Source organism: Neisseria sp. KEM232, from assembly GCF_002237445.1.
In the GTDB taxonomy this organism is placed as follows: domain Bacteria; phylum Pseudomonadota; class Gammaproteobacteria; order Burkholderiales; family Neisseriaceae; genus Neisseria.
In genome coordinates this window covers 1380044-1404713 of sequence record NZ_CP022527.1, presented here as the reverse complement: position 1 = coordinate 1404713, position 24670 = coordinate 1380044, and the positions used below count along the sequence as shown (strand labels likewise).

The window sequence follows — 24670 nt, the reverse complement described above, 5'->3', positions numbered from 1 at the left end:
TTGAAGATTAACCATGGATGATTGTGATAAGCGGGCAGGAATGCGTTTTTCCTGCCCGCCGCACTTTGAGGCCGTTCCCGCCTGTACACCTGACTCCCTCTCCTGCGCTCCAAGCGCGGGGGAGGGTTGGGGAGGGGGTGGCAGTTCGCAGAACTGCTTTTGCCGCTGCAGCCCGCAAAAATTTCTGTAGCCGCACAAGCCCCCACCCTAGCCCTCCCCCGCGAGCGGGAGAGGGAACGCAGTTGCTACTGCGGCGGCAGAGGCCGTCTGAAAACCCCGTTTCCCCGCCAAACCACAGGAAAGCCCATGAAATACTGTCTGTTTCTCCTTCCGCTGCTGCTGTTGTCCTTGCCCGTCTGCGCCGACAACGAAGACACGCGCCTGCAACTGCGATACGGCATAGAAGAGCGGCAGCAGCGGCAGGAAGGGGAAAAGGTGGGCGATTTGTCTTTCGGTGTAGCCGCGCCGCAGGAAGACGACGATCTGCCGACGGCGCTGATGAAGGCGGTGAACGCGCAAAACGAAGCCGAAACGCTGCGCCTGCTCGAAATCTACAAGGCGCAGCCTGATGCCGATGCCGATATGGTGCTGTTTGCCGAAGCCAATCTGGCCGTGTTCCGCGACGATTTGCCGGGCGCGCTGGCACGCTATCGGGAGCTGTATGCGCGCAATCCGCAGTTTGTCCGCGCCAAGCTCGATTTGGCGCGGCTGCTGTTTGTCGACCGGCAGAACAGGGAGTCGGCGGAATTGTTCGGCAGCATCGATATTCCCGAACGCCCCGCCGTCAACGAAAAAATCAAAGGCTTCTCCGACGCGCTCTCCAAACGCGACGCATGGAGCGGCTCGCTCTCCGTCGGCTTGGGACACGACAGCAATCTAAACCGCTCTTCCGCCGCCACCATGCTGCGCGAACAGCAAAGCTGCGGCTTCGATTCCAACGGGCAGCCGATTTTGGACGCCAACGGCAATTTCACCTGCCGCAGCGAATGGCTGCCGATGAAAACCCCCGACGCGCTAAGCGGCCGCATGTGGGCATACGAAGCCGCCGCCGGTCGCCGTCTCTCGCTCAACGGCCACCACGGCATCCGGTTTTCCGGCTATGCGCTGGGCAAAATCTATCCCGAAAACCGCGAATACACCGAACACAGCGTCAGCCTCGGTTCGGCATACAGCTTCCAAAACAAAGACACATCGTTTGAAATCGGCCCGCAAATCCAATACGACTGGGTCGGCGGAAAAATGCAGGACAGCAACGCGGGCGTCAGCGCGTCCTACAACCGCACCTTTGCCGACAAAGCCTCGCTGGGCGTGCAGATAGAGCACAAATACGACCGCTACCGTAGCGGCTACGAACATTTCAACGGCCCGCAAACCCTGCTGTTCGCCACCGCCGTGTACGCCCTGCCGCAAAACACCGCCTTGTTCGGCGGCTACGACTACCTGCGCAAAAACAGCCGCGAAAAAGTCGACTCCTACCGCCGCCACGGCCTGCGCGGCGGTATCAGCAAACGCTTTGATTCGGGCATCGAAGTCACATTCCAAACCATTTGGCGCAAAACCGCCTATCAGGACTTCCATGCCTGGCTCGACACGCGGCGCAAAGACAAGGAGCACACCTACCAGCTCGACCTCAAATACGACCGCCCCGCCCTGCGCGGCTTCGTCCCCGTCCTCAGCCTGAAACGCACCGACAACCGCAGCACCTCGTGGGTCAACCGCTACAAACGCAACGAAATCACCTTCAAGCTGCAATACGGGTTTTGAATGTCCGCTTTGCGGGAAGGAGGCCGTCTGAAAGTTTCAGACGGCCTTTGTTTACCCGCACGCTTTTCCGAAAGACATCAAACCGCGTGCGTTGCTGCGCAACACACCCTACTACGGCAGCAGAGGCCGTCTGAAAGGGGAAATCCCTGTTCAGATGGCCTTTTTTTCATGCGGTGCATGTGGCGGCGGCAGGGTTGGGCTGACGGGTAAGTGTGACTGGCGGTGCTTGCGCCTGCGGGAGAATTGCTTTACCCTGCGCCGGCCTGTGTTTTTCAGGCGCTTTTAAGGAAACATTGATATGAACAAGAAAACCGCTTTGCTGCTTGCGTTTGCTGTTGCCGCCTTCGGCCAACAGGCGGCAGCCAAAGAAATCAAGATTCAGGAAAACTCTGCCGGGCTTTCTGCCGCGCTGACTGAAAATCTGGCCGGAACGGCTGTGTCCATGGGTGTGAAAGAGCCTTTGGTGATTAAGAAATCGGGCGACGGGGTGGTGATTTCCGGCGCGGGGGCGACACGCTGCAACATCAAGCTGAACGACGGCAAAATCGCCGGTGTAAGCTGCAAATAGGCTGCTCTGTGGCAAAGAGGCCGTCTGAAAATTTCAGACGGCCTCTTTTTTGCGGCGGCTTTATTTGGCGGCGGACGCTTCCTGTTGCGCTGCGCCTTTGTCGAACCATTTCTGTTCGATTTTGGCGTAGGTGCCGTCGGCCTTGATAGCGGCGAGGCCTTTGTTGATTTTTTCGCGCAGGCCGTCGTTGCGGCCTTTTTTCAGGGCAAAGCCGTATTGCTCTTTCGGGAAGGAGGGATCGACGAACATGTTGTATTTCATGCCGGGGTTGTTGGCGACGAAATACTGGACGACGCCGTTGTCGCCGACGGTGGCGTCCACGCCGCCTGCGGCCAGTTCTTTAAAGGCCAGCGGCATGTTTTCGAAGCGGCGGATGAGTTTGCTGTCTTTGCCCTGCAAATCTTGCAGAATCAAATCGGCGGTGGTGCCGTTTTGTACGGAAACGCTGCGGGTTTTCAAGTCGGCGAAGGATTTGATGTCGCTGCCTTTGTCGGCGGTGACGATCATCTGTGTGGCTTCGAAATAGGGGTCGGTAAAATCGACGATTTGTTTGCGCTCGTCGGTGATGGTGATGCTGGCGAGGGCGACGTCGCTGTCACCTTTTTGCACGTTGGCGAAGATGCCTTCAAAAGGTGTGTTGACGAAGTTGAATTTGATGCCTTCTTTTTCGCCCGCTGCGGCGAGGATGTCGCGCGAGAAGCCGACGACCTGTTCGCCTTCCATATATTCCAGCGGCGCGTAGGCGGCGTCGGTGGCGACGATGTATTCCTGCGCTGCGCCCGTTTGCGCGGACGCGGCGTTTTGCTGCGCGTTTTCGTGCGAGCAGCCTGCCAGCAGCAGGGCGGCCGCCAGCGCTGCGGACAGCGTTTTCTGGTATGACATGGTGTGTCCTTAAAGATTTTTTACAAGCGCGGCATAATACCGAAAGCGCCGTTTTGCGGCAAGCCGCGGGAGGCCGTCTGAAAACAGAGCCGCAACAGTGCGCGGGGCAGGGCGCTTTTCAGACGGCCTCTTTGCCCTCTGTGCTTCTCTTTGCGTGCGGCTTGTGTTAAAACGGCGCGCAGAAAAACAATCTTTCCCGACACGCAAAAAAGTAAAAATGGAGCTGAACCAACTGAAATCCTTTGTTGCCGTGGCGCATCACGGCAATCTCACCCAGGCCGCCGAGCGGCTGTTTTTGTCGCAGCCTGCCGTTTCGGCGCAGATTAAGGCGGTGGAGGCCGAATTGGGCACGCCGCTGTTTACCCGCGCCAGCAGCGGCATGACGCTCACCCGCGCGGGCGAAATCTTTCTGCCCGAGGCCGAGGCGCTGTTGCAGCACAAACACCGTCTCGACCAGTTTGCCAAAACACTCGCCGCCAACTACACCGAGGAGGCCGACCTCGGCTTGATTCATCCGGTGGACTCGGCCAAAGTCTCGCAGCTGACCGCGCTGATCGGCGAGTCGGCGCCGCACACCCGCCTGCACATCCAATACGGCATGAGCGGCGAGGTTCTCGAGCGCATCCGCGACAAGCGGCTGCACGGCGGTTTTTTCCTCGGCATGACGCGCCAGCCGGGCATCCACAGCCGTTTTCTCGAAAACATCCGCTACGCGCTTATCTGCCCGCAGGACGAGCTGGCGGCCATCCGCAGCAATCTGCCTGCCGCGCTTGAAGATTACGTTTGGATCGAAATGTCGGGCGTGTCGGGCAGCAACAAGCATTTGAAGCAGTTTTGGCGTGCCAACCGCCTCGCGCCCAAGCGGCAGATTCTGTGCGACTATCCGCAAACCATCATCGATCTGGTGGCCGACGGGCAGGGCGTGGCGATGGTGCCCGAAAGCAAAGCCCGCGCCGCCGTGGCAGCGGGCAGGCCGGTGGCGCTGGTGGAGGAATACCGGCAGACGCTGCCGCTGCACTTTATCTATGCCGACGAATACGCGCAAAATCCCACGCTGCACATGCTCAAAGAATGCATTGCCGCCGTGTGGCAGACGGAATCCGGCCTGTAAACCCCACAGGCCGTCTGAAACCCTGTTTCAGACGGCCTCTTTATTGTGAAGAAAGCCCTTATGGACATCGAAACCTTTTTAAACCAAGAATCCGCGCGCGCCGCCGGATACCGCTGCGGCTTTGTCGCCATCGTCGGCCGCCCCAACGTGGGCAAATCCACGCTGATGAACCACCTCATCGGCCAAAAAGTGAGCATCACCAGCAAAAAAGCGCAAACCACGCGCAACCGCGTTACCGGCATTTATACCGACGACACCGCGCAATTTGTGTTTGTCGATACCCCGGGTTTCCAAACCTACCACCGCAACGCGCTCAACGACCGCCTCAACCAAAACGTTACCGAAGCCATCGGCGGCGTGGATGTGGTGCTGTTTGTCATCGAATCGATGCGCTTTACCGATGCCGACCGCGCCGTGATGAAGCTGCTGCCTACGCACATGCCCGTGATTCTTGTCGTCAACAAAGTCGATAAAGGCAACGCCGATGCCGCCGCGCTGAACGCGTTTATCGAAGGCGTGCGTGCCGAATTTGATTTTGCCGGCTGCGAAACCGTCAGCGCGAAACACGGGCTGGGGTTGGCCGCGCTGATGGCGCAGGTCAAGCCCTACCTGCCCGAAAGCGTGCCGATGTACCCCGAAGAAATGGTTACCGACCGCTCCAGCCGCTTTCTCGCCGGCGAAATCGTGCGCGAAAAACTGTTCCGCTATCTGGGCGAGGAGCTTCCCTATGCGATGAATGTCGAGGTAGAACAGTTTGAAGAGGGCGACGATATTTACCATATCTATATCGCCGTGTTGGTGGATAAAGAAAACCAAAAGCCCATCGTCATCGGCAAAGGCGGCGAAAAACTGAAAAAAATCTCCACCGAAGCGCGGCTCGATATGGAAAAACTCTTCGGCTGCAAAGTGTTTTTGAAAGTGTGGGTGAAAGTGAAATCCGGCTGGGCGGACGACGTGCGCTTTTTGCGCGAATTGGGTTTGTAAACCGCTGCCTTGGCAAAAAGGCCGTCTGAAAGATTCAGACGGCCTTTTTGCTGTATCTGCCGTGTTTTTTTCAGGCGGCCTTCTGCCCGCGCTCGAAGCTGCCCTGCCGCAGGAAAACCGCTGCCTGATGCGCCGTTTCGCCGTCGTTCAGCATACCCGTGTGGGTAACGGGCAAAACGATGTGGTCGGCCATGCCGCCGCAGCGGGTTTCCGCCACCAAAACCGTGCCGTCGTTTTCGCCGTGCAGGCCGAAGAGGCGGCCGACACCCATCGGCGCGTTGCCCGCGATGCTGCCGAGCATTACGCCTTCGGGCAGGGGCGGCAGGTTGCCGTCGAGCAGCTGCCGGTATGCGCCGCCCAGCAGGGGCGCGGACAGGCCTTTGTTACGGATGGTTTTGGCGGTATGACTGCCCTGATGCGGCGTGCCGAGGGTAACGATGCGGCCGCGCACGAGGTCGGGACGCGCGGCGGCGAAGCGGCGCAGCACCAGCCCGCCGAGGCTGTGGCCGACAAAATGCAGCGGCTGTTGCGGATGCCGTCTGAAAAAGGCTTCGACGGCTTTGGCCAGCGCGGCGCAGTGTGCTTCGTGTGTCTGCCAGACGCTGTAATAGCCGAAGGTTTCCACATCCAACCCCTGTTGTTTGAGCAGGCGGGCAAAGGGAAACATCGTCCAAGCGTGCATATGGATGCCGTGCAGCAGCAAAACGTGTTCGGTCATGGCTTGTTCCTTTGTCGGCGGTTTTTAAGGTGGGAGGCCGTCTGAAAACGCGCTTTCAGACGGCCTGAAACCTTTGTACAACGCCAATGTTCATCTAAACGGCGTCATTCCCGCGTAGGCGGGAATCTTTTCGGAATCCAAGCAAAATATGGTCGTATCAGAGATTATTTTGGATCAGGCAAGATTCCCGCCTACGCGGGAATGACGGAGTTTATTGTTTTCAGACGGCCTCTTTGCGTTAACCGAGCAGGTCGGCGAGCATGGTGCGGTAGATTTCGGCGAGTTGTCCGACGGCGGCGGTGTCTATGTGTTCGTCGATTTGGTGGATGGTGGCGTTGACGGGGCCCAGTTCGATGAGTTCGCGGGCGATGTCTTTGATAAAGCGGCCGTCGGACGTGCCGCCGGTGGTGGAAAGTTCGGGGCGGATGCCGCAGATTTTTTCGGCGGCGTTTTGCGCGCATTCGGTGAGGCGTCCGGCTTCGGTGAGGAAGGGTTGGCCGGACAGGCTCCATTGCAAATCGTATTGCAGGCCGTGGCGGTCGAGTATGGCGTGCACGCGGCGTTTGAGGCCGTCTGAATTCGAGGCGGTGGAGAAGCGGAAGTTGAATTTGACGGTGAGCTCGCCCGGAATGACGTTGGTCGCGCCCGTGCCTGCGGCGATGTTGGAGATTTGGAAGCCGGTGGGCGGGAAGTAGGCGTTGCCTTCGTCCCATTGTTCGGCGGCCAGCTCGGCGAGGGCGGCGGCGGCGCGGTGGACGGGGTTGTCGGCCAGGTGCGGGTAGGCGATGTGGCCTTGTCTGCCTTTGACGGTGAGCGTGCCCGAGAGCGAGCCGCGGCGGCCGTTTTTGATGGTGTCGCCGAGCTCGGCAACGGCAGTGGGTTCGCCGACGATGCAGTAGTCTATGGTTTCGCCGCGCGCTTTGAGGGCGTCGACGACGCGCACCGTGCCGTCGTGCGCGTCGCCTTCTTCGTCGGAGGTAATCAGCAGGGCGATGCTGCCGTTATGTTGCGGATTGTCGGCGACAAAGGCTTCGCAGGCGGCGGCAAAGGCGGCGATGCTGCTTTTCATGTCGGCCGCGCCGCGCCCGTAGAGTTTGCCGTCGCGCTCGGTCGGCTCGAAGGGGGGCGACGTCCATTTTTCCAGCGGGCCTGTGGGAACGACGTCGGTGTGTCCGGCGAAGCACACCAGTGGGGCAGATGTGCCGCGCCGCAGCCAGAGGTTTTTGGTGTCGCCGAAGTTCATTTCTTCGACGGTGAAACCGAGGGGGGCGAGGCGTTCGGCAATCAGCCGCTGGCAGTCCTGGTCGTCGGGCGTAACGGAGGGGCGGGCGATAAGTTCTTTGGCAAGGGCAAGGGCGGGATGGGTCATGATGTTGGTTCGGCAGTAGGCCGTCTGAAAAGGTTTTAAGGGGCAGAGGCCGTCTGAAAGCCTTTCAGACGGCCTCTGTGCTATTGGATGTAAACGAAGCGGGCGCGTTTGACGTTGCACAACAGCTCGTAGGCAATAGTGCCTGCGGCGGCGGCAACTTCGTTGATGTCCACCGCGTCGCCCCACAGCTCGACTTCGCTGCCGAATCCTTCGTTGTCGGCCAGCTCGACAGTGAGCATGTCCATGGAAACGCGGCCGAGGATTCGGCTGCGGCGGCCGTCGACGGCAACAGGCGTGCCGGTGGCGGCGCGGCGCGGGTAGCCGTCGGCATAGCCTGCGGCGGCGAGGCCGACGCGGGTGGAGCGTTTGGTATAAAAACTTGCGCCGTAGCCTATCGGTTCGTGCGGCTGCAACACGCGTTCGCCGAAGATTTCGGTTACGAGGCGCATCACGGGTTTGAAGCGCGGGTCTTTTTCCAGAAAGGGATCGACGCCGTAAAGCGCCAGCCCCGCCCTGCCCCAGTCGCGCCGCGCCTGCGGGTAGGCGATGGCGGCGGCGGAGTTGGCGAGGCTCTCTTCGCCCGCCAAAGCGGCGCAGGCGAGGTCGAAGACTTCGATCTGCATATCGGTCATGCCGCGTTCTTCTTCGTCGGCGCAGGCGAAATGGCTGGTTTTGACAACGGCGGCTACTTTGCCGCTCTGCATCAGCGCGGTGTGGGCGGCGGCGAAGTTGTGCGGGAAGAAACCGGCGCGGTGCATGCCCGTATCCATTTTCAGCCAGACGGTAACGGGCGTCTGCCAGTCGCGGCGCAGCAGGCTTTCGAGCTGCCACTGGCTGCCGACCACCGGCCACAGATTGAGCCGTTCCACTTCGGCGTATTCTTCGGGTTCGAACACGCCTTCGAGCAGGACGATGGGGTTGGCGATGCCGTTTTCGCGCAGCAGGCGGGCTTCTTCGAGAAAGGCGACGGCGAATCCGTCGGCGATGTCGGCAAGGGCGTGGGCGCAGCGCAGCGCGCCGTGGCCGTAGGCGTCGGCTTTGAGCACCGCCAGCATGCGGCCGCCGTGGATTTGTTTGAGGGTTTGGTAGTTTTCGCGCAGGCGGTCGAGGCGGATTTCGGCGCGCAGAGGTCTCATGGCGGTTGTCCTTCGGTGTGGGCGGGAACGGGAAACGGGAGGCCGTCTGAAAGCCCGTGTGCACGGGAAACGGGCTTTCAGACGGCCTGCGGATTATAGGCGGGTCGGGGGCGTTTTTGAAGATGTAAAAAAAACGCAAAAGGCCGTCTGAAAGCGGTTTGGCAAGGCGGACGGGCGGCACGGTTGTGGCATAATCGGCCGCATGGTTTACTTAGGAACGAACAATGTCCATCTCCCCCGCCCAATACTTTCTCTACCTGCAATACATGCTGGCCGCCCTCGCGCTGCTGGCTTTGTTTTGCACCCTCTACGTCAAAATCACCCCCGTGCGCGAGCTGCATCTGATTAAAAACGGCAACCTCGCCTGCGCCCTCTCCTTCGGCGGCACCACCGTCGGCTTCTGCTTGCCGCTGGCATCCAGCATTTCCCACAGCGTCGGTTTTACCGACTTTCTCTTGTGGGCGTGTGCGGCGGGCGTGCTGCAAACCGCCGTTTATTTCGCCGCCGCGCGCCTGATTCCGCAGGCGTCGGACGAATTGGCCGCCAACAATGTCGCTGTCGGCGCGCTGTTCGGCAGCTTCTCCCTCGCCGTCGGCCTGCTCAACGCCGCCTGTCTGTCGTAAAAAAATCTTCAACCGCAAAGGAAAAACGCCATGTTCAACTTCATTAAAAAGCAGTTTATCGACATCATCCAATGGGAAAATCCCGACGACGAAACGCTGGTGTGGCGTTTTCCCATTGCCGACCAGGAAATCCAAAACGGCGCGAGCCTCACCGTGCGCGAAGCGCAAATGGCTCTGTTTGTGGACGAAGGCAAAACCGCCGACGTGTTCTCCGCCGGCACCTACAAGCTCAACACAAGCACCCTGCCCATCCTCACCTACCTGAAAAACTGGGACAAACTGTTTGAATCCCCCTTCAAATCCGACGTTTACTTCTTCAACACCAAACAGCAGCTCGCCCGCAAATGGGGCACCGCCCAGCCCGTAACCGTGCGCGACCCCGAGTTCGGCGCGGTGCAGCTGCGCTCCTTCGGCATGTACAGCTACCGCATCAGCGACCCCGAAACCTTCTTCAAACAGGTCAGCGGCGTCGTCGAAAGCTACACCGGCCACCAGCTTGAACAGCAGCTTCGTAATATTGCCGTTACCCAGCTTGCCGCCGTGTTCGGCAATTCGGGCACGCCCTTTCTCGACATGGCTGCCAACCAAATCCTGCTGTCGCAGAAACTGGCGGAAAACCTCGCCCCCGAGTTCGCACGCCTCGGCCTGACGCTGGAAAACGCCACCGTCGAAAGCATCAGCCTGCCCGACAACATCCAACAGGCGCTCGACAAAAAAATCTCCATGGGCATCGTCGGCAACCTCGACACCTACACCAAATTCCAAACCGCCGAAGCCATCCCGCTGGCGGCGCAGAACGAAGGCGGCGTTGCCGGCATCGGCGCGGGACTGGGCGTGGGCGCGGGCATCGGCCAGGCAATGGCAGGCGCGATGGGCGGCATGATGCAGCCCGCCGCGCAGACACCCGCCGCCGAACAGCCCGCCGCGCCCGTTCAGACGGCCGCAGAAGACCCGCAGGCCAAGTTGCAGAAACTCAAATCGCTGCTCGATAACGGCCTGATTTCCGCCGAAGACTTTGAGAAGGCCAAGTCTGAAGTGCTGAAACAGCTTATCGGCTGACGGCGCAAAGAGGCCGTTCCCGCCTACACCGTGCGGGAATGACGTTTCTGAAAAACGGAAAACGTAAAATTCCGCTTTCAGACGGCCTCCAAGCAACAACGGCTTTTCTCCGACTTTCTTTTCAGACGGCCTCTGTATAAAAGGCCGTCTGAAAACAGAGACTCCCGACCAACCAGCCCATACCCGAGCCATGACCCGCGAACCCATCTTCCACACCGACTGCCCTAGCTGCGGAGCGCGCGTCGAAGCGCATTCGGCCACCTCCGTCACCCTCGTCTGCGGCTACTGCAACAGCATGCTCGTGCGCGAAGCGGCGGGCGTGGCAGACAAAGGCCGCGACTCCGCCCTTCTGGAAGACTACAGCCCGCTGCAAATCGGCACGCAGGGGCGCTGGGGCACGCATCCCTTCTCCCTCGTCGGCCGCGTGCAGATGCACTACGACGCGGGCGTATGGAACGAATGGTACGTCCTCTTCGACGACGGCGGCACCGGCTGGCTCGCCGAAGCGGGCGACATCTACACCTTCACCCGCCCACACGCCACACCGAACGGCCTGCCCGCCTTCGACGACATCCGCGCCGGTTTTACCACCTTCGACTTTGAAAACAAACGCTTCATCGCCTCCGACGTGCGCCGCGTCACCCTCAAACACGCCGCCGCCCAGGGAGAATTGCCGTTTGAATTTTCCGCAGACAGCGTCAGCCAAGTGGCCGACTGGCGTTGCGAAAACGTCTTCATCACCACCGACTACTCCGACAGCCCGCCCGCCTTCTACACCGGCAGCGCCGTCAAACTCGACGATCTGCAACTGCAATACACCCGCACCGCCGACCAAATCAAAGAAAGTACAGGCCGTCTGAAAGGCAGCCGCCAATCCGAAAACTGCCCCAACTGCGGCTCGACCGTCCACTGGGTGAGCGGCCTGGCCGACAACATCCTCTGCCCCTCCTGCGGCAGCGACCTCGAAGCGGTGGACGGCAAAATCGAACTCATCGAAGCCAACGCCATGCGCGAAGCGCAGCAGGAAGCCCTCACCCTGCCCGTCGGCAGCAGCGGCACGCTCAAAGGCAAAACCTACACCGTTATCGGCGCGCTGCACAAAGACGAATACGAAGCGCAAACCGCCTTCGATTTGATGTATGCCTTCAAAAAGCCCTTCGCCCCCGTGCCCGTCGGCCGCTGGCGCGAATACCTGCTCTACCACCCCGAAAACGGCTTTCTCTGGCTTATCGAAAGCGAAAGCGGCTGGGAAGCCTCCTACACCCTGCACGACTGGCCGCGCCTCGACCGCAACGGCCACCCGCAGGGCTGCGAAAAACTCTACGACTACGGCAGCCGCGTCGGCTACGCCGCAGGCGCGTTCTACTGGCACGTCCGCTCCGGCGATCTCAACTATTACAGCGACTACAAACGCGGGCGCGGCAAAATCTCCTCCGACCTCTCCGCCGCCGAAATGTCGTGGAGCATCACCGAACCCGTCGACCACCGCGAAATCGCCCGCGCCTTCGGTCTCGACGAAAAAGCCGCCGAACCCGACAGCGGCGGACACATCCCGGCCTACGTCGTTTGGCTGATGATCGGCCTGCTCGCCATCCTCAACCTGCCCGCCTTCTTTATCGGCGACTCCGACGGCGGCCTCTTTCTGCCCATTCTGGCGGGCTACGGCCTGCACAAACTCGGCAGCCCCTCTGAAGAAGACGGCACCTCCATGATCGGCAGCACCACCGCCTACGTCATTATCGGCTCCTTCCTCATCATGTTTGCCACCGCCTTCCACTACGCCGCAAGCGGCAGCAGCAGCGGCACATCCGGCTACGGCGGCGGCACGGGCTACATCGGCGGCGGCTTTTCGGGAGGCCACAAATGAGCCACCTCCCCGGCCGCCACGGCCTGCTCGACCTCTACGGCTGCGAAGCCGACGTTTTGCGCGACGAAGGCCGTCTGAAAACCGTCCTGCACCAAGCCGCCGAAGCCGCGCAGGCCACCGTGTTATACAGCCGCTTCCACACCTTCGGCGGCGAAGGCGGCGTCACCGGCGTGCTGCTCTTGGCCGAATCGCACCTCACCGTCCACACCTGGCCCGAACGCCGCTACGCCGCCGCCGACATCTTCCTCTGCGGCGCCATGCCCGCCGAAGCCGCCCGCCTCGTTATCGAGAGGGAACTGCGTGCCGAAAGCAGCCGCTGGCAGAGCATCGAGCGCGGAGAGGCCGTCTGAAACGTTTTTCAGACGGCCTTTGTGCACGCTTTGTTATCGGACGCGGAGGCCGTCTGAACACGCGGCTTCGGCGCAGCCCAAACCCGTTTGCCGTCTTTGAGGCCGTCTGAAACCCGTTTCAGACGGCCTTCCTGCATTCTGCGGCAGCGGTTTCAGACGGCCTTTGAGCCGCCTGCCGGGTTTCTTTCAGACGGCCTGCATCCGCTCCTGCGTAAAATTGTTGATAATTTAACGCTGCCTGTTTATATTCCCGCCCGTCCACAACCCGCCGCCCAGGAGCAGATTATGTCCGTCAAAAACGTTGTCAAACTGATTGAAGAAAACGAAGCGCGCTTTGTCGATTTGCGCTTTACCGACACCAAAGGCAAGCAGCACCACTTTACCGTACCCGCCCGCGTGGTGCTCGACGACCCCGAAGAATGGTTTGAAAACGGCCAGCCGTTTGACGGCTCGTCTATCGGCGGCTGGAAAGGTATTCAGGCTTCCGATATGCAGCTGCGCCCCGACCCTGCAACTGCCTTTATCGACCCGTTTTTCGACGATGTAACCGTCGTCCTTACTTGCGATGTGATCGACCCGGCCGACGGCCAGGGCTACGGCCGCGACCCGCGCTCCATCGCCCGCCGCGCCGAAAACTACCTCAAATCCACCGGCATCGGCGACACCGCCTATTTCGGCCCCGAACCCGAATTTTTCGTTTTCGACGGCGTGGAATTTGAAACCGCCATGCACAAAACCCGTTTTGAAATCACATCCGAAAGCGGCGCGTGGAGCAGCGGCCTGCACCTCGACGGCCAAAACACCGGCCACCGCCCCACAGTCAAAGGCGGCTACGCGCCCGTCGCGCCTACCGACAGCGGCCAGGATTTGCGCTCGGCGATGGTCAACCTCTTGGAAGAAATCGGCATTCCGGTTGAAGTGCACCACGCCGAAGTCGGCACCGGCAGCCAGATGGAAATCGGCACCAAATTCAGCACCTTGGTAAAACGCGCCGACCAAACCCAAGACATGAAATACGTCATCTGGAACGTTGCCCACAACTTCGGAAAAACCGCCACCTTCATGCCCAAACCCATCATGGGCGACAACGGCAGCGGTATGCACGTGCACCAATCCATTTGGAAAGACGGCCAAAACCTGTTTGCAGGCGACGGCTACGCCGGCCTCTCCGACACCGCGCTCTACTACATCGGCGGCATCATCAAACACGCCAAAGCCCTCAACGCGATTACCAATCCGTCCACCAACTCCTACAAACGCCTCGTGCCGCATTTTGAAGCACCGACCAAACTGGCCTATTCCGCCAAAAACCGCTCGGCCTCCATCCGCATCCCGTCTGTCGGCAGCAGCAAAGCCCGCCGCATCGAAGCCCGTTTCCCCGACCCCACCGCCAACCCGTATCTGGCCTTTGCCGCGCTTTTGATGGCCGGTTTGGACGGCATCCAAAACAAAATCCACCCGGGCGAACCGGCCGACAAAAACCTGTACGACCTGCCGCCCGAAGAAGACGCGCTCGTGCCCACCGTGTGCGCCTCGCTCGAAGAAGCCCTCGCCGCGCTCAAAGCCGACCACGAATTCCTGTTGCGCGGCGGCGTGTTCAGCCAAGACTGGATCGACAGCTACATCGCCTTCAAAGAAGAAGACGTGCGCCGCATCCGCATGGCACCGCACCCGCTGGAATTTGAAATGTATTACTCGCTCTGATACAGCGTTTGTTTGAACGCCAAAGGCCGTCTGAAAACCCGCAACAGGGCTTTCAGACGGCCTTTGACATAGCTCGGGTTTGTAGCCCGACCCACTTGCGGATACACAAAAAAGGCCGTCTGAAAACCGCCAAACGGGTTTCAGACGGCCTGTGTATGCCGCAGCCGTTTCAGGCCGTCTGAAAGGTGTCTTTCAGACGGCCTTTTTACTGCTTCTGTATCCCGTTTCCTTTCCTGCGCCCAAGTGTGGGGGAGGGCAGGAGAGGGAGAGTCCGCAGAACTGCTTTTGCTGATGCAACCGAACAAAAGTTTCCGCAGCGGCACCAGCCACCACCCTGACCCTCCCCCGCGGGCGGGAGAGGGAATGCAGATACCGAAATGTTTTCAGACGGCCTTAAAGGCAGCATGCGGGACGGATGCTTGTATCCGCTATGGAGAGCCAACACAAAAATCTACGGCATTGGAAATGCCAAGAAAACCTGCCCCATACTGGATGTACTGTCTGCGGCTTGCTGCCTTGTATCTTTTTGTGTTGACTCACTATATTTGCAGGCCGTCTGAAACCGTCAATCCCGCCGTACCTCTTGCTCCCTCTCCTACGCCCAAGCGCGGGGGAGGGCAGGGGAGGGGGTGGCGGTTCGCAGAAACGCTTTTTGCCTGTTACCTGCTGCCGCAACCTGTCGGATATTTCTGCGGCCTCCGTCCCTACGCTTAGCAGTATAGTGAGCCAAAATAAAAAATCTACGGCGTTGCTGCGCCTTGCCGTACTACCTGTACTGTCTGCGGCTTGCTGCCTTGTATCTTTTTTATTTTGACTCACTATAAAAGGCCGTCTGAAACCCGTTTTGCGGTTTTCAGACGGCCTTTTGCTTTTTCGTCCGCCAAACGGCACAAGGCCGTCTGAAAGGCGGGTTGACGTTTTACTTGTGTCGAAACGGCGCTTTCAGAAACATCATTCCCGCGAAGGCGGGAACGGCCTCTGCGGGTTTGGCGTTTCGCGTGTCCGCTGCGGGCAAAGCACACGGGCGCTTATTTTTTGCGGCGGCGGGGCAGGGTGTCGGGCAGGTTGACGCGGCTGTAGAAGCTGCCGTTTATCTGCGTGACGTTGACGTGGTACATGCGGTAGGCGGCGAAGAGTTCGCGGTCGGGCGGCTGCGGGTTTTGCCAGAATTCGGCCAGCGGCTGGCGCGAGGTGAGGCCGGGGATGTCGTAGTTGGCGCGGCCGAGCAGTTTGACGGGCATGTTGTGGACGAGGGCGGAGAGGCCGCTGGTGCTGTTGAGCGTCACCATGCCCGTGCCGTGGCGCAGGAAGACGGGCAGCGGCACGTCGTGGACGTAGTGCACGCGCTCGGCGAGATCGGGATGCGCGGCGAGGAAGCCGCCGATGTCGCGGCGGTAGTCGGTGAAGCCTCTGTCCATCGGGTGGTGCTTGATGATGAGCGAGGTGTCGGACGGGGCGTGTGCGGCGAAGGATGCGAGTACGTGCAGCAGGAAGTCGCGCACGGAGGCAAAGTCGCTGTGGATGTGCACCTGGCTGTCGTTGAACACTTGCAGGGGCACGATGAAGAAGTGGCCGAAGCGGCCGCTGCCGACCCGGGCGGCGAAGCGGCGGTCGGCAAGCGCGTAGCCCGCGCGGCGGATGCCCGAACGCAGCCACAGGGCGATGTAGTGCGGTAGGTCGATGGCGCGGTGATGGCGGTAGGCGGGGTAGCGGCGGCCGCAGAAATTGGCGGCGGCGTAGTAGTACATGGCGCTTTTGGCACGCGGCCAGAAGCCGTCGGGCACGGGCGCGGGCGGGCTGTATTGCTGTACGGCGAGTTTGCGCCGCGCGTTGAGAAAGAAAGCGCCTTCGCGCGGCAGCGGCGAATGGGCGTTGACGCCGCCTTCTTCGAGGGTGACGAAGTGCGGGCGGAAATAGCCTTCCTCAAACGCCCAGAAGGAAACGCGCGCCTCGGTGCAAATCTCTTTGGCGATTACGTGGTAGAGGCGGTTGTCGCCGAAGCAGGCGACGGCGTCGATTTTGTGTTCTTTGATAAAGGACGAGAGACAGGCGGGGAAGTCTTCGGGGCTGCCGCGGTAGCAGGTGACGCGGGGAAGGCGGGCGGGATAACAGGCTTCGTCACCGCCGTTGAAATTGAATTTGAACACCCGTGCGCCGCGCGCTTCGAGCCAGAGGGCGAGGCGGCGGAAGAAGGGGCCGACAGGCCCCTGCAAAAGCAAAACACGCCGTTTGCGGGCGAGTTTTTCCAGGTTGGACGGGATGGTTTTCATGTTGTTTGGGCGGCTGCGGACTGCAGGCCGCCTTTTTCGGCAGCGGCGTCTGATAAGGGGCGGGATTGTAAGCCTTTATGATGCCGTATTTCAAGTTTTTGCGCCGTTTGTCGGCGGCGTGTCGAGAAACCGTGCGGCATATCCGCAGCTGCTGTACAAGGCAATCCCGTGTGTGCGGGCGTGTCCGACCAGTGCCTGCACGAGTATTTTGGCGAGGCCGCGGCCTTGGAATTCGGGCATGACTTCGGTGTGGGTGATGTTCCAGCCGCCGTTTTGCTCCTCATAGGCGGCAAAGCCCGCTTCCCTGCCTTCGAGCGTGAGGACGAAGCGGCGGCGTTCGGGTTGGTGGGTGACTGTGTTCATGGTGTTCTCCTTGTGTTTCAGGGCATGGCCGGGCGGTGGAAGCGGGGAAGGATGTGGCCGCTGTCTTTGAGGCGGACAGACTCCAAAACGTATTCGGCATCTTTGCGGTCGTTCGGCTCTAGGTTTTCCTGCAGGAGTGTGCGCAATACCGATTCGGCGCGGGCGAAATCGCCGCTGATGCGGTAGATGCCGGCCAGGGCGTAGCGGGCGGACTGTTTGTCTCGGGGGCTGCCCGGTTCGCGCAGGGCTTTGTTCAGGTGGGACAGGGCTTTGCGGTAGAGCCGTTTGAGTTCGGCGCGGGAGTAGGGTTCGCCGGGATATTTGCCGTTGGCGGCACGGAAATAGAGCCAGCCGACGGCGGCAGGGCTGTATCCGCCCGACAGCTCGGCAAAGGCGGCGATGCGGTGGGCGTTTTCGGTGTGCGCGGGCAGGCTGCGGTAGGCTTTGCTGTTGACGGTTTTTTTTGTAGCGCGCCAGTTCTTCAGCGGTGAATTTGCCGTATCGGGCGGTTGGGAACACCAGTTTGTTGCCGGGGCAGATTTGGTATTCGGGCGCGCTGTCGTGCATTTGCGCCCAAAATTTTTCGCTGCCGACGGGGCAGGCGATTTCGCTTGCCGGCGGCGGCAGGGCAAAGGCGCTGCCTGCGGCGGCCGACATGATGAGGGTGGTGGGGATTTTTTTCATGTTGCGTTCCTGGTTCGGATAAGGGAAGCCGTCCCTTCTTCGCGGGGATAAGGTTTCCGAAAGGTTTTAACTTCGTTGAAGCTTCGCTTTCAGACGGCCTTTCGTTCAGCGTTTTGCCAAGGCCGAGCCGATCAGCATTTGTGTGCCGAACCAGCCCCAGTAGATGCGGTGGCGGGCGATGAGGCCGTCTGAAAGCTGCATCAGTTCGAGAATGTCGACCTGGCCGCCGTCGGGTGTTTGGTGCGGGTATTCCCAAATCAGGGTGTCGCCGCCGGTGAAGAAGCGGCCGTCTTCGCGGTACCAGCGCACCAGTTCGTTCGGGCGGCGGCGCGTGCCTTCTTCGAGAAAGGCGAGGATTTCACTTTTGCCGCGCAGGATGCCGCTTTGGCGGTTCATGATGGCGGGGACGAGCGGGCTTTCGAAGACGGCGTTGTCGGCGTAGAGGGCGATGAGTTTTTCCGTGTCGCGGTTTTTGGCGTGTTCGTGCCAGTCGCGGTAGATGCGTTCGAAGTCGTTCATGTTTTTCCTTTCGGGTTTGCGCTTGTGTTTTCGGTTTTCGGAAACGTCATTCCCGCGCGGTGTAGGCGGGAACGGCCTCTGTGCTGCTTGGCAGAGGCCGTCTGAAAAGGCCGTTGTCCCGCTTTCAGACGGCCTTACGCAGCCGCAGGGCGTTGGCGAGCACCAGAAGCGAGCTGAGGCTCATGCCCAGCGCGGCGAGCCAGGGGGTGACGAAGCCGGCGGCGGCCAGCGGCACGGCGATGAGGTTGTACACACTCGCCCACCACAGGTTTTGCCGGATAACGGCGGCGGTGCGCCTAGCCTGGCGCACGGCGGCGGGAATGACGGACATATCGTCGTTCAGCAGCACGATGTCCGCGCCCGCGCGGGTGATGTCGGCGCCGCCCGCCACGGCGGCGGAAACGTCGGCGGCGGCCAGGGCGGGGGCGTCGTTGATGCCGTCACCCACCATCAGCACCACGCGCCCTTGTTTTTGCAGCTCTGCGATGTAGGCGGGTTTGTCTTCGGGCGCGGCTTCGGCGCAAAAGGTGTCGGCGGACAGGCTGTCGGCGAGCGCGGCGACGGCGGTGCGGCGGTCGCCGCTGAGGATGTGCAGTTTCAGGCCGAGGCCGCGTAATTCGGCAGCGGTTTGCGGCACACGCTCTTTGGTTTGGTCGGCCAGCAGGAATAGGGCTTGGACGCCGTGGCGGCTGCCCAGCGCGATAAGCGTGCCTTGCAGGGCGGGGTCGTCGGTTTCAGACGGCCTCTGTCCGGCAATTTCGCCGACAAACTCGGGTTTGCCTAGCGCCCACAGGCCGCGTTCGCCGTTGACGGTGAGGCGGGCGCTGACGCCGTGGCCGACGCGGTTGGCACGCTCCTGCGGCGCGAGGTCGGGGAGGTCTTGCGGAAGCGGCAGGTCGTTGAAGGCGCGGGCGATCGGGTGTTCCGACTGCGCTTCGAGCACTTGGGCGATGTGCAGGGCTTGGGTTTCGCTCAGGCTGCCGGTCAAGACGGTTTTTTCGATTTTCAGACGGCCTGCGGTGAGCGTGCCCGTTTTGTCGAACACGGCGTCGGTGGCGGCGGCCAGCGTTTCCAATGCGCTGCCGCCCGCCACCAAAACGCCTTGTGCGGCGAGTTTGCCGGTGCTGGCGGCCAGCGCGGTGGGCGTGGCCAGCGACAGGGCGCACGGGCAGGTGATAACCAGCAGCGACACGGTAATCCACAGCGCCTGATGGATGTCCGCGTGCCACCACCAGAAAAGGAACACGGGCAGGGCGAACACAATCATGCCGCCGACAAAGCGCGAGGCGTAGCGGTCGGCCAGCAGGGCGAGGCGCGGTTTTTGCGACAGGGTTTTGTCGAGCAGGCGGGCGATGTGCGACAGGCGGGTGTCGCCGCCGACGCTGTCGGCGCGGATGATGAGCGGGCTTACGGCGTTGAGCGTGCCCGCCGTGACCTTGTCGCCCGCGCGTTTGGCAACGGGCAGGTTCTCGCCGGTGAGCATGGCTTCGTCGGCCTCGCTCTCGCCCGAGAGCACCGTGCCGTCGGCGGGAATGACTTCGCCCGCCTTCACCAGCAGCACGTCGCCCGCCGCCAGCCGCGCCACCGCCGCTTCTTCGCTGCGCTCGCTGCGCGGATAGTCGGGCAGCAGATGGCAGAAGGCGGGCACGAGTTTCACCAGCCGCTCGGCCGCGTCGCCCGCTTTTTGCCGCGCGCTCTGTTCCATAAACCGCCCCAGCGACAGCAGAAACACCAGCATCGCCAGCCCTTCGAAATACATGCCCTGTCCCGCATTGGTGAGCAGCGCGTACACGCCCGCGCCGAAGGCCAGCCAGACAGACAGCGCAATCGGCGTGTCCATGCCCGCGCGGCGGTTTTTGATGTCGCGCAGGCAGCCTCGGTAAAACGGCACGGCGGCATAGAAAATCACGGGCAGCACCATCAGGAAGCCGCCCCAGTGCAGGATGGTGAGAAACTGCGGCTCGATGTCGTCGTAAAGATAGGTCGGCAGGGCGAACATCATCGTCTGCATCATGCACATGCCCGCCACCGCCAGCCGCACGATGGCTTTTTTGCGCGACTTCTGCGCCGCCTCTTCGGCCTTGCGCGCGTCGTAGGGCAGGGCGGCGTAACCCGTCTGCCGCACCGCCAGCAGGATGTCCGACAGCTTCGTACGCCCCTCGTCCCACCGCACCCGCGCTTTGAGCGAGCTGTAATTGAGTTCCGCCGACTGCACGCCTTCCAGCCGCATCAGCCGCTGCTCGATCAGCCACACGCAGGCGGCGCAGGTCACGCCTTCGAGCATCAGCACCGCCTCGCGGCCGTTTTCCGGCAGCGTTTCGACAAAATCGCGCTGCACGTCGGGCAGATCGTAGAGTTTCAGCTGCGCGAGCAGCTCGGGCGGTGGCAGCGCGGCACGCTCCGCGTCGGCGGTGCGCTGACGGTAATAATTGCCCAAACCCGCGTCGATAATGCTTTGCGCCACGGCCTGACAGCCCGCGCAGCAGGCGGGATGTTCCTGCCCTTCGTAGGCAATGTTCAGATGCAGATTCTCGGGCACGGGCTCGCCGCAATGGAAACAGTTGGCTTCGTTTTTCATGGCGGCGGATTGTACACGCTTTGGCCGCCCTTTCAGAAACGCTATCCCCGCGCAGGCGGGGACGGCCTAAGAGGCCGTCTGAAAAGCCCCGTGCCGTGTTTTCACTTGGTTGAAACTTCGCTTTCAGACGGCCTTCCGTTCCGCGCTTTACCCGATTGGGTTACACTGCGCCCCTTCCGCAACACACACACAAGGACAACCCAAGACCCGCATCGCCCTGATTATCGGCAGCCTCAGCCGCCCCCCGCTCAACCGCAGCGTCGCCGAATACATCGCCGCGCAGGCTCCGGACGGCGTAGAAATCGAAGAAATCGCCATCGCCGATTTGCCGCTCTACACCCAGGATTTGGACAAACAAAGCGTACCCGCCTACGACCCGGCTCAAAGCCGCCGACGCGGTGCTCATCGTCAGCCCCGAGCACAACCGCAGCATCCCCGCCGCAGTCAAAAACGTGATTGACGCAGCCTCGCGCCCGTTTGGCCAAAGCGTGTGGAACGGCAAAAAAAGTGGCCGTCGTTACCGCCTCGCCCGGCGGCTACGGCGGCATCAACAGCGGCCTGCACCTGCGCCAAAGCCTGCAGTCGCTGGGCGCGGATGTGCTGATTGCCCCCGAAGTTTTCCTCGGCCGCGCCCATGAAGCGCTGGACGAACAAGGCAACATCGCCAACGAGCGCACCGCCGCATTTTTAAACAAATTCGCCGCCGCGTTTTACGACTGGACGGCGGCATAAATCATCGCCGACACCCATCCCGCAGCCGATTTGGCCGCGGGCGGCGGCTTGGAAGACCAGTTCGAGTTCAACGAAACCATGGCCTTCTTAACCGGCGATTTCCACCCCGCCTTCTGGCCGATGTTCTCGCCCAACCGCTACACCACCGAAAAAACCGCCGCCGCCCACGACGCGGTGCGCGAAGCGGCCTATGCGCGCATCGACCGTGTGATGACGTTTTTGAACAACTTAATCGGCGAAAGCGGCCATGTGTTCCGCGACAAACGCAGCGTTGCCGATGCCTACGCTTTCGTGATGGCGCGCTGGTCGGTGAAAACGCCGAAAAGCTATAAGGAATATCCGCATCTGGCGGCGTTTATGCAGAAGATGAGCGAAGACGCGGCGGTAAAAAAAGTGTTGGAACTGTCGAAATAAAACACCTTGCCCAATTAGGCAAAAGGCCGTCTGAAATCTCGTTTGCGGGTTTTCAGACGGCCTTTCGGCTTCGCGGCTTGGGCGGCTTTACTCCGCCGCTTCCAGCCTGATGCGCTGCGTAAACAGCGCCTGCACTTGGCTTTGGTGGCTGATGCCGATAATCAAAGTATCGGGCAGTTCGCGTTTGAGCGTTTGCATCAACTCGAGCGAGGAAGCGTCGTCGAGCTGGTTGGTGGCTTCGTCGAGAAACAGGATTTGCGGGCGGAAAACCAGGGCGCGGGCGAGGCTGAGGCGTTGTTGTTCGCCGCCGGAGAGATGGCTGTGCCATTCCTGTTTTTCATCGAGACGATGTTTCAGACGGCCTAAGCCGACTTGTTCTAAGGCCGCTTGAATGGCGGCATCATCGGCGCCGTTGGCGTGGGGGTAGCAGACGGCGGCGCGCAGGCTGTCGTAGGGCAGGTAGGGGCGCTGCGGCAGAAACAGGCGGCTGCCTTCGATGGCGAACTGTCCGTGATGGTAGGGCCATAATCCGGCCAGCACGCGCAGCAGGGTGGATTTGCCGATGCCGCTTTTCCCTTCAAACAGCAGCCATTCGGGCGCGCGGGTACTCAGGCTTACGGGGCGCAGCATCGCCCGCCCCTGCGGGGTGTGGACGGCGGTGGCATCCAGCTGCAAAAAGCCGTTTGCGCCATCCGCGTTATCAGGCAGACAAAGCGGGCTTTCAGGCTGCCCGGTGTGCCGTTCGGCATCGTCCAAAGCAGCCTGAAAGTTGCCCAAGCGTTCGATAACCGCCGCCCATTCGACCAGGCGGCGGTAGGCATCGGTAAACCAGCCGAAGCTGTCTTGGATGCGGGCAAACGAGGTGCGCGTCTGCATCATGTCGCCGAAAGTGAGCGTTTTGGCCAGATACATCGGCAGCGTGGCGAGGATGGGAATGAAAATGCTGATGCGCACATAAGTCGCCCAAAACGTGCCGAAACGGAATTCGCAGTTGGTCAGGCGGAACCAGTTGTCGCGGATGCGCTGGAAACGGTGTTTCAGACGGCCTTGCTCGGCATCGGCGCCGTGGTAAAACGCCACCTGTTCGGCATGGTCGCGCACGCGCAACAGGGCGGCGCGGTAGTCGGCTTCGCGGTGCTGGCGCTCGATGTTGAGGTCTTTGAGCTTGCGGCCGACAAAATGCGCCCCCAGCGTGCTGAGCGCGGAATACGCCAGCGCCACCCACACCAGATAGCCGTACACGGTAAACGTGCGCCCGCCCAGCTCGAAGGTCTGCACGCCCGACAAGCCCCACAACACGCCGACAAAGGCGCTGAATTTGGCGATATTGTTGATAAACGACAGCAGCAGGCTGATGCTTTGCGCCGCCAGAAGCGACACGTCTTCGGCGATACGCTGGTCGGGGTTGTCCGGCTCGCCGGTGAGTTGGATGCGGTAGTGCTTGTGGCCGCCGAGCCATTCGCGCTCAAACTGCGCCGTCAGATGCGTGCGCCAGCGGAACACCAGCCGCTTCTGCAACCATTCGGCGCAGACGATACAGGCGATAATCATCGCCATATAGCCCAGATATTCAACGATTAAGGCAGGCATCGCCTTGCCGTCAAACGCCGCCAGCGCATCGTAAAAACGCTTGTCCCACGCGGCAATCCACACGCTGACGGTGGTGGAAAACAGGGTAAAAGCGATGATGGCGGCCAGCAGCAGCCACTCGCGCCATTGCGACGCGCCCGCCCAAAACGGACGGGCAAGGCGGAGAAATTGTCGGATGAGTTTTGCCATATGCTTGCTTTCGCGCTGCAAAAGGCCGTCTGAATCAGGTTTCAGACGGCCTGTATGTTTATTGTCGTGTGGACACGGTTACTTCCGCCGACATCCCGGGCGACAAACGTTCCCAATCTTTCTGCCCCGCATCCAGCGTGATTTTCACCGCGATGCGCTGGGCGATTTTCACGAAGTTGCCCGTGCCGCTGTCGGCTTTAATCAGGCTGAATTCGGAGGAGGTGGCGGGCGAGATTTCGGCAACTTTGCCGCTGAACGCCTTGCCGCCGAGTGCGTCGATACTCACGCTGGCACTCTGCCCGATTTTCACGTTGGCCATATCGGTTTCTTTGATATTGGCGATGACCCAACGCTCGGGCGGCACTACCGACATCAGTTGCGTGCCCGCGCTGACGAGCTGGCCTTGTTTCACCGCCACTTCGCCGAGTTTGCCGCTGGCGGGGGCGTAAATCACGGTGTGGCCGAGCTCTTGTTCCGCCAAATCCAGCAGCGCCTGCGCGTTGGCAATGCCCGCTTGTGCGCCTTCGCGGCCGACGCCTGTGTTGATAATGTTTTGCTGCGCCACGGCGTATTGCTGGCGCGCCTGCTGCAAGCCTGCTTCGGCCTGTTTGACGGCGGTTTGCGCGGCATCGCGGCTGCTTTGCGACACGGCATCGGGCGAGGCCGTCTGAATGCGCTGCCACTCGCGACGGGCGCGGTCAAGCTGGGCTTGGGCGTTGTCAATCACCGCCTGATTGGCTTTGGATGCCGCCAGCGCGGAAGCCTTGTCCTGCGTGGTTTTGCTTAACGCCGCCTGCTGAGCCGCCAAGCCTGCCTTTGCCTGCGCCACTTTCGCCTGATAGGGCGCGGGGTCAATCTCTACCAGAGGGTCGCCCTTTTTCACTTCGGCAAAATCGTTCACCAAAACCTTCTGCACATAGCCGCCCACGCGCGGGCTGACCACGGTCACGCTGCCGCGCACATAGGCGTTGTTGGTATGGATTTCGCCCAAACCGAACGGCGGCAGCCGCCATGCATACAGCGAGAGCAATACGCCTGCGGCGGTGGCGGTAAGAATGGCGATGCCGCCGAAACGGCGTTTTTCAGGCTGCCATTGGGCGGGCTCGGACGTTTCAGACGGCGTTTGGGTTTGCGGCTCGGGGGTTTGTTCGGGGTTGGGAGTTTGTTCGGTCATTGTCGGATTTCCGTTTCAAAGT

24 protein-coding genes are annotated in these 24670 nt (G+C 61.1%); 13 read left to right on the top strand and 11 right to left on the bottom strand.

Annotated elements, in window-relative coordinates; genetic code table 11:
- The first annotated feature begins 306 nt into the window (after positions 1-306).
- Both CGZ77_RS06935 and CGZ77_RS06930 read left to right on the top strand, forming a co-directional pair.
- Positions 307-1764 (top strand): surface lipoprotein assembly modifier, encoded by a 1458-nt coding sequence (locus CGZ77_RS06935; protein ID WP_094031062.1) that lies wholly within the window; start codon positions 307-309, stop codon positions 1762-1764.
- A 298-nt stretch (positions 1765-2062) separates the two neighbouring features.
- The gene (locus tag CGZ77_RS06930) at positions 2063-2332 is read left to right on the top strand and encodes a hypothetical protein (protein WP_009426731.1); all 270 of its coding nucleotides are present in this window, start codon (positions 2063-2065) and stop codon (positions 2330-2332) included.
- Positions 2333-2392: 60 nt separating this feature from the next.
- Here CGZ77_RS06930 and CGZ77_RS06925 read toward each other — a convergent pair whose 3' ends face one another.
- A complete protein-coding gene (locus CGZ77_RS06925) occupies positions 2393-3214 on the bottom strand; it encodes a basic amino acid ABC transporter substrate-binding protein (RefSeq protein WP_009426732.1) in 822 nt (273 codons plus the stop codon).
- A gap of 217 nt (positions 3215-3431) precedes the next feature.
- On the opposite strand from CGZ77_RS06925, the gene CGZ77_RS06920 reads away from it, so the two are divergent.
- Both CGZ77_RS06920 and era read left to right on the top strand, forming a co-directional pair.
- Entirely contained in the window at positions 3432-4325 is an 894-nt protein-coding gene (locus CGZ77_RS06920) for a LysR family transcriptional regulator (protein ID WP_009426734.1), read from the top strand.
- 60 nt (positions 4326-4385) lie between these two features.
- Complete coding sequence (gene era, locus CGZ77_RS06915) at positions 4386-5309, top strand: GTPase Era (protein ID WP_009426735.1); 924 nt, start codon at positions 4386-4388, stop codon at positions 5307-5309.
- A 70-nt stretch (positions 5310-5379) separates the two neighbouring features.
- Here the strand turns inward: era and CGZ77_RS06910 are convergent, their stop codons facing one another.
- The 3 genes from CGZ77_RS06910 to alr form a co-directional block, all read right to left on the bottom strand.
- Positions 5380-6027: an alpha/beta fold hydrolase gene (locus CGZ77_RS06910; protein WP_009426736.1), complete on the bottom strand. Its 648-nt coding sequence runs from the start codon at positions 6025-6027 to the stop codon at positions 5380-5382.
- A gap of 238 nt (positions 6028-6265) precedes the next feature.
- On the bottom strand, positions 6266-7396 hold the full coding sequence (gene dapE / locus CGZ77_RS06905) for a succinyl-diaminopimelate desuccinylase (RefSeq protein WP_094031061.1): 1131 nt from the start codon (positions 7394-7396) through the stop codon (positions 6266-6268).
- Positions 7397-7476: 80 nt separating this feature from the next.
- A complete protein-coding gene (alr, locus tag CGZ77_RS06900) occupies positions 7477-8532 on the bottom strand; it encodes an alanine racemase (RefSeq protein ID WP_009426738.1) in 1056 nt (351 codons plus the stop codon).
- A 224-nt stretch (positions 8533-8756) separates the two neighbouring features.
- On the opposite strand from alr, the gene CGZ77_RS06895 reads away from it, so the two are divergent.
- The 5 genes from CGZ77_RS06895 to glnA all read left to right on the top strand — a co-directional run bounded on the left by CGZ77_RS06895 (position 8757) and on the right by glnA (position 14135).
- A complete protein-coding gene (locus CGZ77_RS06895; protein WP_009426740.1) occupies positions 8757-9155 on the top strand; it encodes a DUF350 domain-containing protein in 399 nt (132 codons plus the stop codon).
- 30 nt (positions 9156-9185) lie between these two features.
- A complete protein-coding gene (locus CGZ77_RS06890; protein ID WP_009426741.1) occupies positions 9186-10214 on the top strand; it encodes an SPFH domain-containing protein in 1029 nt (342 codons plus the stop codon).
- A 190-nt stretch (positions 10215-10404) separates the two neighbouring features.
- On the top strand, positions 10405-12081 hold the full coding sequence (locus CGZ77_RS06885; protein WP_036496406.1) for a DUF4178 domain-containing protein: 1677 nt from the start codon (positions 10405-10407) through the stop codon (positions 12079-12081).
- A complete protein-coding gene (speD, locus tag CGZ77_RS06880) occupies positions 12078-12431 on the top strand; it encodes an adenosylmethionine decarboxylase (RefSeq protein ID WP_009426744.1) in 354 nt (117 codons plus the stop codon). Before CGZ77_RS06885 ends, speD begins: the two co-directional genes overlap by 4 nt.
- A 285-nt stretch (positions 12432-12716) precedes the next feature.
- Positions 12717-14135, top strand: a complete 1419-nt coding sequence (gene glnA, locus CGZ77_RS06875) for a type I glutamate--ammonia ligase (protein ID WP_009426745.1) — start codon at positions 12717-12719, stop codon at positions 14133-14135.
- A 1028-nt stretch (positions 14136-15163) separates the two neighbouring features.
- Here glnA and CGZ77_RS06870 read toward each other — a convergent pair.
- The 5 genes from CGZ77_RS06870 to CGZ77_RS06850 form a co-directional block, all read right to left on the bottom strand.
- Positions 15164-16405 (bottom strand): capsule biosynthesis protein, encoded by a 1242-nt coding sequence (locus tag CGZ77_RS06870; protein WP_094031060.1) that lies wholly within the window; start codon positions 16403-16405, stop codon positions 15164-15166.
- Positions 16406-16495: 90 nt separating this feature from the next.
- Positions 16496-16768, bottom strand: coding sequence for a GNAT family N-acetyltransferase (locus tag CGZ77_RS06865; protein WP_094031059.1), 273 nt, complete (start codon positions 16766-16768; stop codon positions 16496-16498).
- A 17-nt stretch (positions 16769-16785) separates the two neighbouring features.
- Entirely contained in the window at positions 16786-17400 is a 615-nt protein-coding gene (locus CGZ77_RS06860; RefSeq protein WP_232504827.1) for a lipopolysaccharide assembly protein LapB, read from the bottom strand.
- A 157-nt stretch (positions 17401-17557) separates the two neighbouring features.
- Positions 17558-17971 (bottom strand): nuclear transport factor 2 family protein, encoded by a 414-nt coding sequence (locus tag CGZ77_RS06855; RefSeq protein WP_094031058.1) that lies wholly within the window; start codon positions 17969-17971, stop codon positions 17558-17560.
- Positions 17972-18095: 124 nt separating this feature from the next.
- Positions 18096-20549 (bottom strand): heavy metal translocating P-type ATPase, encoded by a 2454-nt coding sequence (locus CGZ77_RS06850; RefSeq protein ID WP_094031057.1) that lies wholly within the window; start codon positions 20547-20549, stop codon positions 18096-18098.
- A 109-nt stretch (positions 20550-20658) separates the two neighbouring features.
- On the opposite strand from CGZ77_RS06850, the gene CGZ77_RS12465 reads away from it, so the two are divergent.
- Genes CGZ77_RS12465 through CGZ77_RS06840 form a run of 4 tightly spaced genes read left to right on the top strand, consistent with a single transcriptional unit; the run spans position 20659 to position 21695 of the window.
- Positions 20659-21009 carry an NADPH-dependent FMN reductase gene (locus CGZ77_RS12465; RefSeq protein ID WP_009426756.1) on the top strand — a complete coding sequence of 117 codons (351 nt, stop codon included), beginning with the start codon at positions 20659-20661 and terminating at the stop codon, positions 21007-21009.
- On the top strand, positions 20948-21187 hold the full coding sequence (locus tag CGZ77_RS12460; protein ID WP_232304403.1) for an NAD(P)H-dependent oxidoreductase: 240 nt from the start codon (positions 20948-20950) through the stop codon (positions 21185-21187). Before CGZ77_RS12465 ends, CGZ77_RS12460 begins: the two co-directional genes overlap by 62 nt.
- Positions 21147-21281 carry a hypothetical protein gene (locus CGZ77_RS12630; RefSeq protein ID WP_255351480.1) on the top strand — a complete coding sequence of 45 codons (135 nt, stop codon included), beginning with the start codon at positions 21147-21149 and terminating at the stop codon, positions 21279-21281. The genes CGZ77_RS12460 and CGZ77_RS12630 overlap by 41 nt, the downstream gene beginning before the upstream one ends.
- 30 nt (positions 21282-21311) lie before the next feature.
- Entirely contained in the window at positions 21312-21695 is a 384-nt protein-coding gene (locus CGZ77_RS06840; protein WP_009426758.1) for a glutathione S-transferase family protein, read from the top strand.
- 87 nt (positions 21696-21782) lie between these two features.
- Here the strand turns inward: CGZ77_RS06840 and CGZ77_RS06835 are convergent, their stop codons facing one another.
- Both CGZ77_RS06835 and CGZ77_RS06830 read right to left on the bottom strand, forming a co-directional pair.
- Positions 21783-23474 carry an ABC transporter ATP-binding protein/permease gene (locus tag CGZ77_RS06835; protein WP_094031056.1) on the bottom strand — a complete coding sequence of 564 codons (1692 nt, stop codon included), beginning with the start codon at positions 23472-23474 and terminating at the stop codon, positions 21783-21785.
- Between the two features lie 58 nt (positions 23475-23532).
- Entirely contained in the window at positions 23533-24648 is a 1116-nt protein-coding gene (locus CGZ77_RS06830; RefSeq protein ID WP_009426761.1) for an HlyD family secretion protein, read from the bottom strand.
- Positions 24649-24670 lie beyond the last annotated feature (22 nt).